The organism is Catenulispora yoronensis, assembly GCF_039531695.1.
GTDB lineage: Bacteria > Actinomycetota > Actinomycetes > Streptomycetales > Catenulisporaceae > Catenulispora > Catenulispora yoronensis.
In genome coordinates, this window is the sequence record NZ_BAAAQN010000042.1 from 39,657 (window position 1) to 54,219 (window position 14,563).

Sequence of the window (14,563 nt, forward strand, 5' to 3'; positions counted from 1 at the left end):
GTACTGCCGCTGCGCTGCGGGGTCACGGGATTCGTCGGCTGATACGAATCACACGCCTCAGGGGTTTCCCAGGTTCCGCCGGGGTTTCCCAGGGGCCGCCTCAAGCCCCTACAGCCGCTCGATGATCGTGACGTTCGCCTGTCCGCCGCCCTCGCACATCGTCTGCAGCCCGTAGCGGCCGCCGGTGCGTTCGAGCTCGTGCAGCAGGCTCGTCATCAGACGCGCCCCGGTGGCGCCCAGGGGGTGCCCGAGCGCGATCGCGCCACCGTTGACGTTCACCTTCGCCAGGTCCGCGCCGGTCGCCTTCGCCCACGCCAGCACCACCGGCGCGAAGGCCTCGTTGATCTCGACCAGGTCGATGTCGTCCAGGCTCATCCCGGCCTTGCGCAAAGCGTGCGCGGTGGCGGGGATCGGCGCGGTGAGCATGAAAATCGGGTCCGCGCCGCGTACCGACAGGTGGTGGATGCGGGCCCGGGGTGTAAGCCCGTGCGTGCGCACAGCTTCCTCGGAGGCGACCAGCAGCGCGGCGGCCGCATCAGAGATCTGCGACGAGACGGCCGCGGTGAGGCGTCCGCCCTCGACCAGGGTCCGCAGGCCGGCCATCGCTTCTTTCGAGGTGTCGCGCCGCGGCCCCTCGTCCACCGCGAAACCGTTGTACGGCACGATCTCCCGCTCGAACCGCCCGGCGTCGATCGCGGCCAGCGCGCGCCGGTGCGACTCCAGCGCGAAGTCCTCCATGGCGTCGCGAGAGACGTCCCACTTCTCGGCGATGAGCTCGGCGGCGTGGAACTGCGACACCGGCTGGTCGCCGTATCGCGCGCGCCAGCCCGCGGATCCGGAGAACGGATCGGTGATGCCGAACTGGCCGGCGACGGTCATGGCGGCGGCGATCGGGATCTGCGACATGTTCTGCACCCCGCCGGCCACGACCAGGTCGGCGGTCCCGGACATAACGGCCTGCGCCGCGAAGTGCACTGCCTGCTGCGAGGATCCGCACTGCCGGTCGACGGTGACACCGGGCACTTCTTCGGGCAGCCCGGCGGCCAGCCACGCGGTGCGCGCGATGTCGCCGGCCTGGTGGCCGATGGTGTCGACGCAGCCGAACACGACGTCGTCGACGGCGGCCGGGTCGACGCCGGCGGCGTCCACGACGGCTTTGATGACGTGGGCGCCCAGATCCGCCGGGTGCGCGGACGCCAGCGCGCCCTTCTTGCGCCCGACAGCCGTGCGCGCCGCCCCGACTATGTAGGCCTCGGCTGTGTTCGCCCGCGCCCTCCCGCGCTCCGACATCGCTGCCTCACTCCTCCCTGCTCTGGAACCCTTCGAGGATCATGGAGAGGTACTGCGCGGAGACGGCTTCGGCGGTGAGCTTCCCGCCGGGCACGTACCAGCGCACCGCGACCCAGACGGTGTCGCGCACGAAGCGGTAGGCCATGGTGGCGTCGAGATCGGCGCGGAACGCCCCCGAGGCGATGCCTTTCTCCAGGGTGCCGAGCCAGATCTCGCGGAACTCGCGGTCGGTGTCGTCCAGATAGGCGAAGCGTGCGGACTGCCGCAGTTGCTTGGCCTCGTTCTGGTAGAGCGCGATCGCCGAGTGGTTGTTGTCGATCGCTTGGAACGAGGCGTGCACCAGCTGTTCGAAGGCGCGCCGGGGGTCACCTTCCCGCTCGACGATCGCCCGGTATTCGCGGAACAGATCGGCCAGGAAGGTCCGGAGGATCTCGTCCGCCATCGTCTCCTTGGAGTCGAAGTGGTGGTAGAGACTCCCGGAGAGGATGCCGGCGGCGTCGGCGATGTCGCGCACGGTCGTGTTCTTGTAGCCGCGCTCGGCGAACAGCGCGGCGGCCAGCAGCAGGAGTTCGGCGCGGCGGTCGGAGGTGGGCGGTGGTTTAGGCATGTTGGCTCGAAACGGAGAGGACTTCACCGGTCAGGTAGGAGGCATAGTCGCTTGCCAGGAACACCATGGCATTCGCGACCTCCCACGGCTCGGCGGCGCGCCCGAACGCCTCGCGGGCGGTCAGCTCGGCGAGCAGCTCGTCGGTGGTGACTTTGGCGAGGAAGGGGTGCATGGCCAGGGACGGCGCGACGGCGTTCACCCGCACACCGTACGGGGCGGCGTCGAGCGCCGAGCAGCGGGTCAGCGCCATCACGCCGGCCTTCGCGGCGGCGTAGTGCGCCTGGCCTTCCTGGGCGCGCCAGCCGATGACGGAGGCGTTGTTGACGATCGCGCCGCCGGTGCCCTGGTCGCGCATCCGGCGCAGGGCGGCGCGGGTGCAGCGGAAGGTGCCGGTGAGGGTGACGTCCAGGACGCGCAGCCACTGCTCGTCGGTCATGTCCAGGACGGAGGCGGTGCCGCCGAGGCCGGCGTTGTTGATCAGGACGTCGAGGCGGCCGAGGCGGTCGGCGGCGCCCTCGATCAGGGCCTGGACCTGGTCCTCGCGGGTGACGTCGCAGACGATCGCGTGGACGGCGTCGGCGCCGAACTCGGCGGCGAGCGCGGCGCGGGTCTCCTCCAGGCGGCGTTCGTGGTGGTCGCTGACGACGACGCGCGCGCCCTCTTCGAGACAGCGGCGCGCGACGGCGGCGCCGATGCCGGTGCCGGCGGCCGCGGTGACGGCGACGGTTTTGGCGGTGAGGAGGTTGTGGGGCGGGACGTAGTGGGGCGCGGTCGGGCCTCGCGACACGACCGGCTCGGGCGGCGCAGTCGGCTCCGGCGGCACTATCGGCTCGGACGGCGCTGTCGGCTCTGGCAGCACTGTCGGCTCGGGCGGCGCTGTTGGCTCGGGCGGCACTGTCGGCTCCAGCGGCACTGTCGGCTCCAGCGGCACAGTCACGCGCGTGGCTCCTTCGGGAGGCCGAGGACGCGCTCGGCGATGACGTTCCGCTGGATCTCGTCGGATCCGCCGTAGATGGTGTCGGCGCGGCTGAACAGCCACAGCCGCTGCCACTCGTCGAGGTCGTAGCCGGAACCGGTGACCGTGCCGCCGGCGCCGAGCACATCCATCGCCAGCTCGCCGAGGTCCCGGTGCCAGCGCGCCCACGCCAGTTTGGCGATCGAGGCCTCCGGGCCCGGCGCCCCGTCGGCCAGGCCGGTCATCGACCGCAGGGCATTGAGACGCAGCACGTCCAGCCCGATGGCGGCGCGGGTGAGGCGGTCCAGGACCAGCGGATCGGCCGCGCTTCCGTTGGCCTTGGCCAATGCGACGAGCGCGTCGAGCTCGCGGCGGAAGCCGATCTGCTGGCCGAGCGTGGAGACGCCGCGCTCGAAGCCGAGGGTCGCCATGGCGACGCGCCAGCCCTCGTCGACGCCGCCGACGACGTTGCCCGCGGCGGTCCGGGCGTCGGTGAACCAGACCTCGTTGAACTCGGAGGTCCTGGTGAGCTGGAGGATCGGCCGGACCTCGACGCCGGGCTGGTCCATCGGCACCAGCAGGTAGGACAGGCCGTGGTGCCTGGGCTTGTCGGGGCTGGTGCGCGCGACGACGAAGCACCAATCGGCGAGGTGGGCCAGCGAGGTCCAGACCTTCTGGCCGTTGAGGATCCACTCGGTGCCGTCGTCGGACAGCACCGCGGTGGTCTTGACGTTGGCCAGGTCCGAGCCGGCGTCGGGCTCCGAATAGCCCTGGCACCACAGCTCGGTGACGTCGCGGATCCCGGGCAGGAAACGCTGGCGCTGTTCCTCGGTGCCGTGCGCGATCAGAGTGGGGCCGAGGAGCTGCTCGCCGACGTGGCTGACACGGATCGGCGCCTCGGCGCGGGCGTACTCCTCGTGGAAGACGACCTGCCGCACGACGGACGCGGCCCGGCCGCCGTACTCCTCCGGCCAGTCCAGGCAGGTCCAGCCGTGGGCGGCGAGATGCCGGTCCCAGGCCACGCGGACGTCGAAGGCCTCGTGTTCGCGCCCGGGCCCGCCCAGGCCCTTCGCCGCGGCGAACTCGCCGGTGAGGTGGTCCCGCAGCCAGTCGCGGACCTCGGCCCGGAAGGCCTCGTCCGCGGCGGTGTAGGTGAGCTCCACGCGGCCTACCCTACCAATCGTTTGCTTGGTACGATAGGCCGCGTGGACCTGAGCTTCAGTGCGCCCGAGCAGGACTTCCGCGCCGAGGTGCGGCGCTGGCTGGCCGCGCACGTTCCGGCCGGACCGCTGCCGTCGATGGACACCACCGAGGGCTTCGAGGCCCACCGGCGGTGGGAGCGGACGCTGTTCGAGCAGCGGTACTCGGTGGTGTCGTGGCCGCCCGAGTACGGCGGACGCGGCGCGTCGATCACCGAATGGCTCGTCTTCGAAGAGGAGTACTGGGCCGCGGGCGCGCCCGGACGTGTGTCGCAGAACGGTATCAACCTGCTGGCACCCTCGATCCTGGACCACGGGACCGCCGAACAGAAGGAGCGGTTCCTGCCGGCGATGGCGTCCGGCGAGCAGATCTGGGCGCAGGCCTGGTCCGAACCCGAAGCGGGATCCGACCTGGCGTCGCTGCGCTCGACGGCGGTGCGCGCACCGTCCGACGACGGCTGGCTGCTGTCCGGGCAGAAGACCTGGTCCTCCCGCGCGTCCTTCGCCGACTGGGGCTTCGGCTTGTTCCGCACCGACCCGGCCGCCGAACGCCACAGGGGCCTGACGTACTTCCTGTTCCCGCTGACGGCGCCGGGCGTGACCGTCCGCCCGATCCCGCAGTTCGACGGCGAACCGGGCTTCGCGGAGCTGTTCTTCGACGCGGTGCGCGTACCGGACAGCGACATCCTGGGCGCGGTCGGCGACGGCTGGAAAGTCACCATGGCCACCGCAGGCAAGGAACGCGGACTGTATCTGCGCTCGCCGGGGCGCTTTCTGGCGACGGCGCGACGGCTGGTGGCGCTGTGGGACGCCGCGGGGCGCCCGGCCGGGTTCCGCGACCGGGTCGCCGACGCCTGGATCGGCGCGCGGGCCTACCAGCTGGCGACGTTCGAGACGGCGGCGCGCATCGCCGACGGCGGCACGCTCGGCGTGGAGACCAGCGTGAACAAGCTGTTCTGGTCCGAGTTGGACCTGGCGATGCACGAGACGGCCTTGGATCTGCTCGGCCCGGACGCCGAACGCCTGGACTCGGACTGGATGGACGGCTACTTGTTCGCGCTCGCCGGGCCGATTTACGCGGGGACAAACGAGATCCAGCGGAACGTGGTCGCTGAGCGGGTGCTCGGGCTGCCGAGGGGGGCGCGGTGAGGTTCGCATTGACGGCGGAGCAGCGCGAGTTCCGGGACGCGGTCGACGCGTTGCTCCGCGACGCGGGCGGGATCGCGGCGGCGCGGGCTTGGGCCGGTGGCGACACCAAGCCCGGGTTGGAGATCTGGCGGGGGTTGGCGGCGATCGGGGTGCACTCGCTGGCGGGCGAGTATCCGGTCGAGCTGTGTGCCGCGATGGAGCGGATCGGGTTTCACGGCGCGCCGGGGCCGTATGCGGAGTCGTTGGCTGTCGCGACTGCTTTTGCCGGCGCTGCCAACGGCGGTTCTGAGGATGCTGACTCACTCGCTGCCGAATGGTTGCCGCGTCTGGCGGCCGGCGCGGTCGCGACCGTCGCGGTGCCGCCGGAAGCTCCTTATGCTCCCAATGTCGATGTCGCAGAGCTCTGTCTCCCGGCGGCGGATGACTCTCCGGTTGGTTGTCCGGGTAGCTCCTCGGTCGCCTCTCTCGATCCGACTCGGCCTCTTTCCCCCGTCACCGGCGAACCGCCGCACCCGGCTGCGATCTTCGACGCCGCCGCGCTCTACACCGCCGCCCAACTCCTCGGTCTCGGCCGCGCCGCGCTGGACCTGACCGTCGCCTATGCCAAGCAGCGCGTGCAGTTCGGGCGGCCGATCGGCGAGTACCAAGCGGTCAAGCACCGGCTCGCCGACGCGCACACCGGCCTGGAGTTCGCCCGGCCGCTGGTCTTCGCCGCGGCGCTGAGTTTCGCTTCGTCGGACATCTCGGCCGCCAAGGCCGCGGCGAGCGAGGCCGCCTACCAGGCCGCCCGTACCGCGCTCCAGATCCACGGCGCCATCGGTTACACCGACGAGTACGACCTGTCCGTCCACTTCAAAAAGATCCGCGCGCTGTATTCGGCGTGGGGCGCGCCGGCGTTCCATCGGGGACGGCTGCTCGCGGCGCTGTGACCGTGATCGCCGCGATGCTGTGACCGTGATCGCCGCGACGGTAGGCTGACGCGGACCAGGGCAAGAGTGGGGGTAGCCCCATCGCCCCGACCGCCGCCGCCGAGCCACCATGAAGGCATGACCTACGACGTCCCTCCGCCCCGCCGGCCGATCGGCGCCGTGCGGATCAGCACTGTCGCCCTGCTCGGCGTGGTCGTGGCGGTGAGCGTGCCGACCGTGGCCGCCGCTCTCGCGGTCTCCGGGCGAGTGAGCGACGAGCACGCGACGATCGCGATCGACTCCGGCGGACCGGTCACCCGGGTCGTGGTGGAGGACTCCGGGAGCGATGTCACCATCACCGGCGAGGCCGCCGCCACGACCGTCGTCGGCAGCGCCGAAGTGCAGTGGAAGGGCAAGAACGGCCCGCGCCCGCGGCTGCGGCAGAGCCTGGCGAACGGCGTGCTCACGCTGTCCAAGGACTGCTCGGACGGCGCCTGCGGCCCGGTCGACATCACACTGCGGGTGCCGAAGGGCGTCTCGGTGCGGGCGGTCACCTCCGACGGCCGGATCCAAGTGATGAACGTCGACGGCGGCGTCGACCTGACCTCCACGAACAGTGACGTCGAGGGCTACGGCCTGGGATCCGGCGACGCCTCGTTCGACACCCGCGACGGCGCGGTGCGCGCCTCCTTCACCGGGGCGCCGGCCCGGATCTCCGTCAAGACCACGAACGGCGACGTGGATCTGGCCACCGACGGCCGTACCCCCTACCGGACGACGGCCGACACCACCGACGGCACGCGAGACATCGAGAACCTGTCGGATCCCCGCGCCACCGCCGTGATCGTCGTGTCCACCACCGAAGGCAATGTGAGCGTCAAGTGACCGTCCCCGCCAAGACCCCCGAACCCGCGCCGGCCCGGCGCCCGATCCCGATGGTGCGCATCAGCACCGTCGCGCTGCTGGGCCTCGTCGCCGCGGTCACGATCCCGGCCGCCGCCGCGACGGTGGCGCTCAGCGGCAGCCTCGACGCCAAACAGCAGACCGTGCCGATCCAGCAGACCGGACCGGTCTCCAAGGTCGTGATCGACACCGCGGACGGGTCGGTGACGGTCATCGGCGACCCGACGATGTCCGGCGTGAGCGGGCAGGCCGACCTGCAGTGGCACAGCTTCACCCAGGCGCCGCTGCGGCTGGACCAGAAGTTCGAGAACGGTGTGCTGATGCTGAGCAGGAGCTGCCTGAAGGCCGACTGCGGCGGCGCGACCATCACGGTGCGGGTGCCGCCGAGCGTCGCGGTCGACGCGACGACGTCGAACTCGGGCGTCAGCGTGACCGGGGTGAACGGCGGCGTGAAGGTGGTCACGTCGAACGCCGGGATCGACGTCAAGGACCTGGGGAACGGCGACGTGGACCTGCACACCTCGAACGGCGGGGTCGACGCGAGGTTCGCCGGGGCGCCGAAGACGATCCTGATCGAGACGTCCAACGCGCACGTCAAGGTGGTCACGGACGGCCGGACGCCGTATTACGACGAGGTGCACACCTCGAACGGGCAGCCGGACTTGGAGAACGTCATAGACCGCTACACGTCCAACACCATCCGCGTCTTCACCTCGAACGAGGACGTGGAGATCAGGTGAGGGCGCGCTTCAGCTGACGTGGGAATCAGCTGAGGGCGCGCTTCACGGCCTCGAAGACCTCGGCGCGGACGCGGTCGGCGATCGGGTGCGGCATGCTCAGGAAGCCGTGGAACATGCCCTCGACCGGCAGATGCCGCACCGGGACGCCGGCGGCGGCGAGTTTGGCGGCGTAGGCGTCGCCCTCGTCGCGGAGCGGGTCGTGTTCGGCGGTGATGACGCAGGCCGGCGGCAGGCCGCTGTGGTCGGCGGCACGCAGGGGCGAGATGTGGGGATCGCGGCGGTCGGCGCCTTGGAGGTACTGCGCGTCGAACCATCGCATGTGCTGCGCGGTGAGGAAGAAGCCGTCGGCGTTCGCGGCCCGGGACGGGAACGCGGTGACGGACTCGATGGCGTCGGCGAAGTCGACCGAGGGGTAGATGAGCAGCTGGAAGGCGATCCTCGGGCCCTTCTCCCCGCGCTCGGCCCGGTCGCGGGCCATCAGCGACACGACGGCGGCGAGGTTGCCGCCCGCGCTGTCGCCGGCGACGGCGAGGCGGTCGGGGTCGACGCACAGTTCGGAGGCGTGGTCGGCGACCCAGGCGGTGGCGGCGTAGGCGTCGTGGAGGCCGCCCGGGTAGGGGGTTTCCGGGGCCAGGCGGTATTCGACGGAGATGACGGTCGCTTCGGTGGAGCGGGCCAGGTCGCGGCAGAGGTTGTCGTACATGGCGATGTTGCCGATGGAGAAGCCGCCGCCGTGGAAGAAGATGATGACGGGGGTGACAGTGTTCTGATCCGGAGTGGGGCGGTAGATGCGGACGGGGATGTCGGGGGCATCGGGGGCCGTTTCCGCATTGGGGATGGCGCGGTCGACGACCGAGGGCAGGTCCACGAGCACCGGCAGCTGGGGCGCCCGGGCGAGGATCGCGCGCGCTTCGGCAGCGTCGGTGACTCTACCGCCGAGGTCAGGGAAGATGGCGGTGAGGGTGTCGACGATCAGGCGGGCCTGCGGGTCCAGCGTCATGAGGGTCCCTCGAGGGTCGTATCAGACAGCGGATTCGATGGTTTCCATACCGGACCAGGATCGGGCCTGCGGCCCATCCATACCCACCAAGGCCCTCCAACGCCACACGGAGTGAGCAACCAAAGCCGTTACGCTTACTACCGTGGCCCCTCAATCACGTGACGAAGCGGCGGACCCCAGCACCGAGGACGACGACCCGCGCCTGCCGGCGACCAGCTGGGCGGTGCTCGGCATGCTGTCGTTCGAGCAGGAGCTGTCCGGCTACGACATCAAGAAGTGGGCCGACTGGTCACTGAAGGCGTTCTACTGGTCGCCGTCCTTCAGCCAGATCTACGGCGAACTCAAACGCCTGGAACGCCACGGCTACGTCACCTCCCGCACCGTGATGCAGGACGAGGTCCGCGGCAAACGCGTCTACGCCATCACCCCCACCGGCCGCGAAGCCGTCCGCACCTGGGCCCGCACCGCCCCGGTGGAAGTCCCGGTCCTCAAACACGGCGTCCTCCTCCGCGTCTGGCTCGGCCACCTCACCGACCCCACCCGCCTCCGCGAAATCGTCACCGAACACCGCGACAACTCCGAACGCCGCCGCACCGAAGCCGCCGTCGACGCCCAAGCCGCCCACAACGAAACCGCCTGGGCCTACCCCGAAATCGCCCTGAAATGGGCCGAACGCTACCACGCCGCCGAACGCGACCTGGCAGAACAGATGCTGCGCGACCTGGACGATTTGGAGGGGTCGGGGCGGGCCACGTCGCCGGAGCCGCTGCCGGCGGGGGCGCCTACGGGGGCGCCGCGCGCGCATCGGGGGCGGGGGGAGGGGTAGTTGCTCGCGGGCAGGGCTAGTCAGTAGTCGGCAGCATTCTGTGACTGGGCGGGGGCGCATCGAGAACCCCGTGAATCTGACGGGCCAGATCGGCGTCCAGCCCGGCGTAAGTCTTGGCAGCGGTATCCGCGAAGACACCGAGCTTGGTGATGTCATCGACGAGTTGAGTACGGAAAACACCCCAGTCATCGCCAAAGACCGTCGTCGCAGCACTCATCGCCTTGTTGCCCATGTCCGCAGCGGATTCGTCAAACCGCGACGGCGCATCGACCAGGTTCGAGCGAAGCTGGCTGAGCTGATGGACGAGGTCATGGATGCGGCCGAGGTCGGCGCGGAGGTTGTCACCCATTGGGATTGACCGCGTGCGCGCGAGCGAAAGCGTCGAAGGACCAGCCGGTGCAGTAGGCGCGGTACTCGTCCATGGGGTTCGCGAAGTGTCGGTCGAGGACTGTGTCCCACGCCTCCGGCACCATTCCATAGATGGAAATATCGTGGTCAGTGCCGTACTTGCTGTACCACTCAATCATCGGGACGCTCTCAGCTATGACCTTTTCACCATCGAACAACGCATGAAACTGAGCCAGGCGCGGCTCACCAGTCACCAGGTTCAGGGCTCGCAGCTCCCGGGTGATAAAGCGCAGACCGACGTCCGGGCTAGCAGGCCCCGCGTCACAGCCTGCAATCGCCTGCGGCTTCGAGCTGTCCGCGCCACAGCCGACGGCCGCTGTCAGGACTGCTACCAGCAGCACCAGCACCTGGCTCACGCCGCGACACAGCGATCTCTCGGTCACTTTCCCTCTCACAAGCTCAGTCCTGCTCACGGTCAAACTGCGTTTGGAGGTTGGTGTAGATGGTCGACAGCTTGTCGCCATAGAGACTGTAGGCAGAGTCGGTGAAATGCTTACTGCTCCAGCCGATGAACGGTACGACATCGCCACCATTTGTCTCGGGCATAGCCGATCTCAACTCATTGGCAGCCGCAGGATCCATGGTCCCCGACTTCAACAGGGCGCGGGCCACGAGAACCTGAAGGTTGGTATCAGATCCCTTGTTATCAGCATTGATCTGATCGTTCACCGTATCGAGGTGGTGGGTACCGAACCAGGAAGGAACGAGCTTCTCGAGCAGAGGCGCACCTCCGCCCGCAATCGGCTGTGAGTAGAGTGAAGACGGGTGCGAGACTGAGTCGAGCGAGAGGTTCCCAAATGCCCCGAGCGCGGCGTTCGCCAGCATCAAGCGAGTACTCGCCGCCTGATCCGCCGACATAGCACCTGCCCGACTCCAACCACTCTCAATATCGTTGGCGATTCCGTTGAGTTTACCGAGGCGGATGTAGTCGGAAAACGGCGCATCCGCCATGTGCTTATCACTGCCGGCCGCAATACTGTCAACAGCCTGGTTCAGGATACCCGATCGAAACTGTTGCCATTCATGGCTGTCACTACCGTAGGCAAGCTCGAGAATATTTGTAACATCCCCGCCATTAGTCGCCACCCAGGGTGGGGGCCCGTGGCCCAGTTGCCGGCGCCCGTAGTTCGACGTCGACATCGCCAGGTCATCCACATACACCGCGGTATAAGCCTGCAGCGCAGTCTTCACCGGGCCGATCAGCGTGCTCGACTGGTGTTCGATGTGCAGGTCCGATGCCGTGCTGAAGACGTTGAGGACTGCGGCGATGGCGTATGGGTCGCTGCCGTCGCGGCTCGGGGGGATTCCGGCGGCGAGGAGGAAGGCGGCTTCGGCGTTGCCGTCTGTGGTGCCGTGGTCGGAGCGGACCCATTTCTCTTGGTCGACGAGGGTTCTGCTCTCGGTGACGTGGACGAGGGACTGGGTGATCAGGAGGTGGCGTGCGAGTTCGGCGGCCAGGGGTGTGCCGTCGCCGAGGGCGATGCGTGCTGCTTCGCCGTTCTCGGCCGCTCGGCGCAGTATCGCGTTGAGTGGTTCCAGTTCCGGGGGCCATTCGGGGCTCGGTGTCAGGCCTGTTGGTTGGAGTTGGTGTTCCGCGTTCTGCGTGAGCTTGGCCAGCAGCAGGGCGCCTTGGCCTGTGCCGTAGGCGGCTCCTGAGGGTCCGTACTTGAGGAGCATCGCCATCGACCAGGGGTCGGCCGGGGCTTCGAGCTTCGCCAGTGCGGAGGGGGTCAGGTTCGTGCCGGTGGCGGCAGCGGCCAGAGCTGACGCGAACAAGCGCAGGGTGGACTGGGCGTTCGGGTCGAATGGGACGAGCGTCCCGTGGTCCGAGGTCGACAGCGCTCGCGCTATGCCGGGCAGGCTGTCAGCTGCCTGGTCCATGAAGTCCTGGAGGAACGCAGGATCCTTCTGCCGGTTCGCCAGTTCCTTGGCGATGATCGCCAGCTTGGCGTTGAGGTCGGGTGCGCCGCTGAGGTCGGGCGCGCCGGGGATCGAGGTCGGGTCGCCGCCGTTCAGCAGCACCCGCAACAGTGCGGCGTCGGTCGTGGCCGCGAAGTGCTCGTCCTCGCTCTCCCCGAGCGGTAGCGGCGTGCTGCCGTCGGCGAGTCCGTCGTTGGTGGCGAACCAGGTCAGTTTGGCGGCGGCTGCGGCGCCTTGGGCCTCAAGCCGCTCGACGATCAGGTTCAGCTGTTTGCCGGCATCCGACGCGGGCTCCGCGGTCCAGCCCGGCGGATTGTTGAACATCAAGGCCGGGTCGGTGAGGGCGGACACCTGGGTCTTGGCTTCGCGCTGAGCGGTGTCGAGGTCCGACGCGTAGCCGTGGTAGACGTCGCGGCCGTAGACGTCAGCGGCGTGCTGGAAGCGATACGAGGCCTGACGCGCGCGGCTCGATATGGACGTCACCAGCGTCCCGAACTCCACGCCGGCGTCGGAACTCCAGAACTCGTCGACCAAGATGTTCGCCAACGCGGCACTCAAACCGTCCAGCTCGGCCGCCAGTTCGTAGCACCACGCCCCCAACGCCGCGACGTGGTCGGGGTTGCCGACGATCGGGTTGAGGCCGCCGAGCGGGCCCACTGTGTTCACCGTGTTCGCGTCACCATCGGCCCAGCGCGATCCAGACAAGATGCAGCCCCCCGAAGCTCGCATCGCCAACGGTAATCGAGCGCCTACAACCTAGCTACAGCCCGGAAGGTCAACAAGGCTCCAGGGGCTTCGTTTGAGGTAGGGACATCTCGCTATTCAAAACGTGGTTGCTCACTATGCGGTCACTGTTCCACACTCGGGGTATGGTGAATGTGCACGAAGTCATCGATGACAAGCTGCGGAAGTTCATCGAGGCGCAGCCTTTGTTCTTTGTGGCGACCGCGCCGTTGGCGGCGGAGGGGCACGTGAATCTCTCGCCGAAGGGGACGGTTGGGTCGTTGGTGGTGTTGGGGCCGGATCGGGTGGCGTATCTGGATCTGACCGGTAGTGGGGCTGAGAGTTTGGCGCATCTGCGGGAGAATGGGCGGATCACGTTGATGTGGGCCGCTTTTCATGGGCCGCCGAATATTGTGCGGGTGCATGGGCGCGGTGAGGTGTTGTTCAAGGACGATCCGCGGTGGGGCGAGTACATCGGGTTGTTCCCGGCGGCGGAGGATCCGGGGGCGCCGCGGGCGATTGTGCTGGTGACGGCTTCGCGGGTGAGTGATTCGTGCGGGTACGCAGTGCCGTTCATGGAGTACAAGGGCGAGCGGCGGTTGTTGGCCGAGTACTTCGGGCGGCGGGATGAGGAGTTCCACGTCGACTACGTGGCGCGCAAGAACGCGATCAGCATCGACGGGTTGCCGGCGGTGCCCGCGGAGACGCTGCGCGGTGCGGACGCCGGCGCGAACTCCGGCGCGAACTCTGCCGCGAGGTAGATCGCTCTGGCGAGTTGACGCCGGGCCCGCTACGGTCCGCCGCATGCGCTTCGACCCGGAACAGCAAGAGCTTCGGCGGACGGTGCGGACGCTGCTGGAGCGAGCCGTCGGCGACGACGTCTGGCGGCTGCTTGCTGACCAGGTCGGAGCGCACTCACTCGCGATTCCGGAGGAGTACGGCGGCGCGGGCTTCTCGGTGCTGGAGACCCATGTGGTGCTGGAAGAACTCGGCGCGGCGCTAGCGGCGTCCGGGTTTCTGAGTACGGCGCTGGCGGCGCAGGCGATTCTGGCCACTGATTCGACGGAGGCCAAAAGCGCGTTGCTGCCAGGCATCGCGGAGGGGCGGACGCACGCGACGCTGGCATGGAGCGAATCCGGGTCCTGGGACGCAGGGATGATTCAGGCCTCTGCGGAACAAGTTGGCGACAGCTGGGTTCTGAGCGGGACCAAGGAGCACGTCACGGATGGCGCCGAAGCGGACCTGTTCGTTGTACCGGCGCGGACGGCCACAAATGACGGCAGTAGCGGGCGGCGGCTGGGCCTGTTGGCGGTAAACGCATCCGCAGCCAAGGTCACATCACTCGAAACAGTGGATCCGAACCGCCCTCAGGCAACTGTCCGCTTCGACCGCTCCCCCGCGCAGGTGCTGAGCGAAGACGCAGCCGACGCCCTGGAACGGATCCTGGACCTGGCCGCCGTCGCCATCTCAGCAGAACAACTCGGCGGCGCGCAGCGGGCCTTCGACCTGACCCTCGCCTACGCCAAACAACGCGTCCAGTTCGGGCGTCCGATCGGCTCGTTCCAAGCCGTGAAGCACCGGCTGGCCGACCTGTACACGCTGCTCGAATCAGCCCGCTCGGCCTCCTACGCAGCAGCCTTCGCCGCTGCTACCGCTACTGCCGCGACCGCAACCGCAACCGCAGACACAGACACAGACACAGACACAGAGCTCCACACAGCCGCCTCCCGAGCCAAGGCCTGCTGCTCCGAAGCCTTCACCACCATCACCGGCGAAGCCATCCAGCTCCACGGCGGCATCGGCATCACCTGGGAACACCCCATCCACCTCTACTTCAAACGCGCACACTCCACCGCGCACCTCTTCGGCACTCCGTCCTGGCACCGCCGACGCTACGCCGAAGCCGTCGGAATAAGAGCTGCCTGAAGCGCCAAA

General features: G+C 68.8%; 15 protein-coding genes. 8 read left to right on the plus strand and 7 right to left on the minus strand.

Translation table 11 applies throughout. From position 1 onward, the window contains the following. Nucleotides 1–108 precede the first annotated feature (108 nt). From ABD481_RS29180 to ABD481_RS29195, 4 genes are all read right to left on the minus strand, one after another. Nucleotides 109–1,290 (minus strand): acetyl-CoA C-acetyltransferase, encoded by a 1,182-nt coding sequence (locus ABD481_RS29180; protein WP_344668997.1) that lies wholly within the window; start codon nucleotides 1,288–1,290, stop codon nucleotides 109–111. 7 nt (nucleotides 1,291–1,297) lie between these two features. Next, nucleotides 1,298–1,897, minus strand: a complete 600-nt coding sequence (locus tag ABD481_RS29185) for a TetR/AcrR family transcriptional regulator (protein WP_344668998.1) — start codon at nucleotides 1,895–1,897, stop codon at nucleotides 1,298–1,300. Further along, nucleotides 1,890–2,684 carry an SDR family oxidoreductase gene (locus ABD481_RS29190; protein ID WP_344669062.1) on the minus strand — a complete coding sequence of 265 codons (795 nt, stop codon included), beginning with the start codon at nucleotides 2,682–2,684 and terminating at the stop codon, nucleotides 1,890–1,892. Before ABD481_RS29190 ends, ABD481_RS29185 begins: the two co-directional genes overlap by 8 nt. A gap of 146 nt (nucleotides 2,685–2,830) precedes the next feature. Beyond that, complete coding sequence (locus tag ABD481_RS29195; RefSeq protein WP_344668999.1) at nucleotides 2,831–4,015, minus strand: acyl-CoA dehydrogenase family protein; 1,185 nt, start codon at nucleotides 4,013–4,015, stop codon at nucleotides 2,831–2,833. Between the two features lie 42 nt (nucleotides 4,016–4,057). Here ABD481_RS29195 and ABD481_RS29200 point away from each other — a divergent pair, with 42 nt between their 5' ends. The 4 genes from ABD481_RS29200 to ABD481_RS29215 all read left to right on the plus strand — a co-directional run bounded on the left by ABD481_RS29200 (nucleotide 4,058) and on the right by ABD481_RS29215 (nucleotide 7,751). After that, nucleotides 4,058–5,200, plus strand: coding sequence for an acyl-CoA dehydrogenase family protein (locus ABD481_RS29200; RefSeq protein ID WP_344669000.1), 1,143 nt, complete (start codon nucleotides 4,058–4,060; stop codon nucleotides 5,198–5,200). Further along, the gene (locus ABD481_RS29205; protein ID WP_344669001.1) at nucleotides 5,197–6,129 is read left to right on the plus strand and encodes an acyl-CoA dehydrogenase family protein; all 933 of its coding nucleotides are present in this window, start codon (nucleotides 5,197–5,199) and stop codon (nucleotides 6,127–6,129) included. Before ABD481_RS29200 ends, ABD481_RS29205 begins: the two co-directional genes overlap by 4 nt. A gap of 117 nt (nucleotides 6,130–6,246) precedes the next feature. Beyond that, entirely contained in the window at nucleotides 6,247–6,993 is a 747-nt protein-coding gene (locus ABD481_RS29210; protein WP_344669002.1) for a DUF4097 family beta strand repeat-containing protein, read from the plus strand. Next, nucleotides 6,990–7,751, plus strand: a complete 762-nt coding sequence (locus ABD481_RS29215) for a DUF4097 family beta strand repeat-containing protein (RefSeq protein ID WP_344669003.1) — start codon at nucleotides 6,990–6,992, stop codon at nucleotides 7,749–7,751. Before ABD481_RS29210 ends, ABD481_RS29215 begins: the two co-directional genes overlap by 4 nt. Before the next feature lie 25 nt (nucleotides 7,752–7,776). Here the strand turns inward: ABD481_RS29215 and ABD481_RS29220 are convergent, their stop codons facing one another. After that, on the minus strand, nucleotides 7,777–8,751 hold the full coding sequence (locus ABD481_RS29220) for an alpha/beta hydrolase (RefSeq protein ID WP_344669004.1): 975 nt from the start codon (nucleotides 8,749–8,751) through the stop codon (nucleotides 7,777–7,779). A 142-nt stretch (nucleotides 8,752–8,893) separates the two neighbouring features. Between ABD481_RS29220 and ABD481_RS29225 the strand changes: the two genes are divergently transcribed. Next, a complete protein-coding gene (locus tag ABD481_RS29225; RefSeq protein ID WP_344669005.1) occupies nucleotides 8,894–9,577 on the plus strand; it encodes a PadR family transcriptional regulator in 684 nt (227 codons plus the stop codon). Nucleotides 9,578–9,647: 70 nt separating this feature from the next. Further along, on the plus strand, nucleotides 9,648–9,935 hold the full coding sequence (locus tag ABD481_RS29230; protein ID WP_344669006.1) for a hypothetical protein: 288 nt from the start codon (nucleotides 9,648–9,650) through the stop codon (nucleotides 9,933–9,935). On the opposite strand, the gene ABD481_RS29235 is transcribed toward ABD481_RS29230, so the two are convergent. Beyond that, nucleotides 9,919–10,341, minus strand: a complete 423-nt coding sequence (locus tag ABD481_RS29235; protein ID WP_344669007.1) for a hypothetical protein — start codon at nucleotides 10,339–10,341, stop codon at nucleotides 9,919–9,921. The two genes, ABD481_RS29230 and ABD481_RS29235, sit on opposite strands and share 17 nt — an antisense overlap. A 43-nt stretch (nucleotides 10,342–10,384) precedes the next feature. Beyond that, nucleotides 10,385–12,562, minus strand: coding sequence for a hypothetical protein (locus tag ABD481_RS29240; RefSeq protein ID WP_344669008.1), 2,178 nt, complete (start codon nucleotides 12,560–12,562; stop codon nucleotides 10,385–10,387). 212 nt (nucleotides 12,563–12,774) lie between these two features. On the opposite strand from ABD481_RS29240, the gene ABD481_RS29245 reads away from it, so the two are divergent. Together ABD481_RS29245 and ABD481_RS29250 are read left to right on the plus strand one after the other, a co-directional pair. Then, on the plus strand, nucleotides 12,775–13,389 hold the full coding sequence (locus ABD481_RS29245) for a pyridoxamine 5'-phosphate oxidase family protein (protein WP_344669009.1): 615 nt from the start codon (nucleotides 12,775–12,777) through the stop codon (nucleotides 13,387–13,389). Nucleotides 13,390–13,432: 43 nt separating this feature from the next. After that, nucleotides 13,433–14,554 carry an acyl-CoA dehydrogenase family protein gene (locus ABD481_RS29250; protein ID WP_344669010.1) on the plus strand — a complete coding sequence of 374 codons (1,122 nt, stop codon included), beginning with the start codon at nucleotides 13,433–13,435 and terminating at the stop codon, nucleotides 14,552–14,554. Nucleotides 14,555–14,563: the final 9 nt, after the last annotated feature.

What these genes read in the sequence shown, in the direction of transcription:
- ABD481_RS29180 (WP_344668997.1), bottom strand. Translation starts at nt 1,290, where the DNA reads ATGTCGGAGCGCGGGAGGGCGCGGGCGAACACAGCCGAGGCCTACATA.
- ABD481_RS29185 (WP_344668998.1), bottom strand. Translation starts at nt 1,897, where the DNA reads ATGCCTAAACCACCGCCCACCTCCGACCGCCGCGCCGAACTCCTGCTG.
- ABD481_RS29210 (WP_344669002.1), top strand. Translation starts at nt 6,247, where the DNA reads ATGACCTACGACGTCCCTCCGCCCCGCCGGCCGATCGGCGCCGTGCGG.
- ABD481_RS29220 (WP_344669004.1), bottom strand. Translation starts at nt 8,751, where the DNA reads ATGACGCTGGACCCGCAGGCCCGCCTGATCGTCGACACCCTCACCGCC.
- ABD481_RS29245 (WP_344669009.1), top strand. Translation starts at nt 12,775, where the DNA reads ATGGTGAATGTGCACGAAGTCATCGATGACAAGCTGCGGAAGTTCATC.
- ABD481_RS29250 (WP_344669010.1), top strand. Translation starts at nt 13,433, where the DNA reads ATGCGCTTCGACCCGGAACAGCAAGAGCTTCGGCGGACGGTGCGGACG.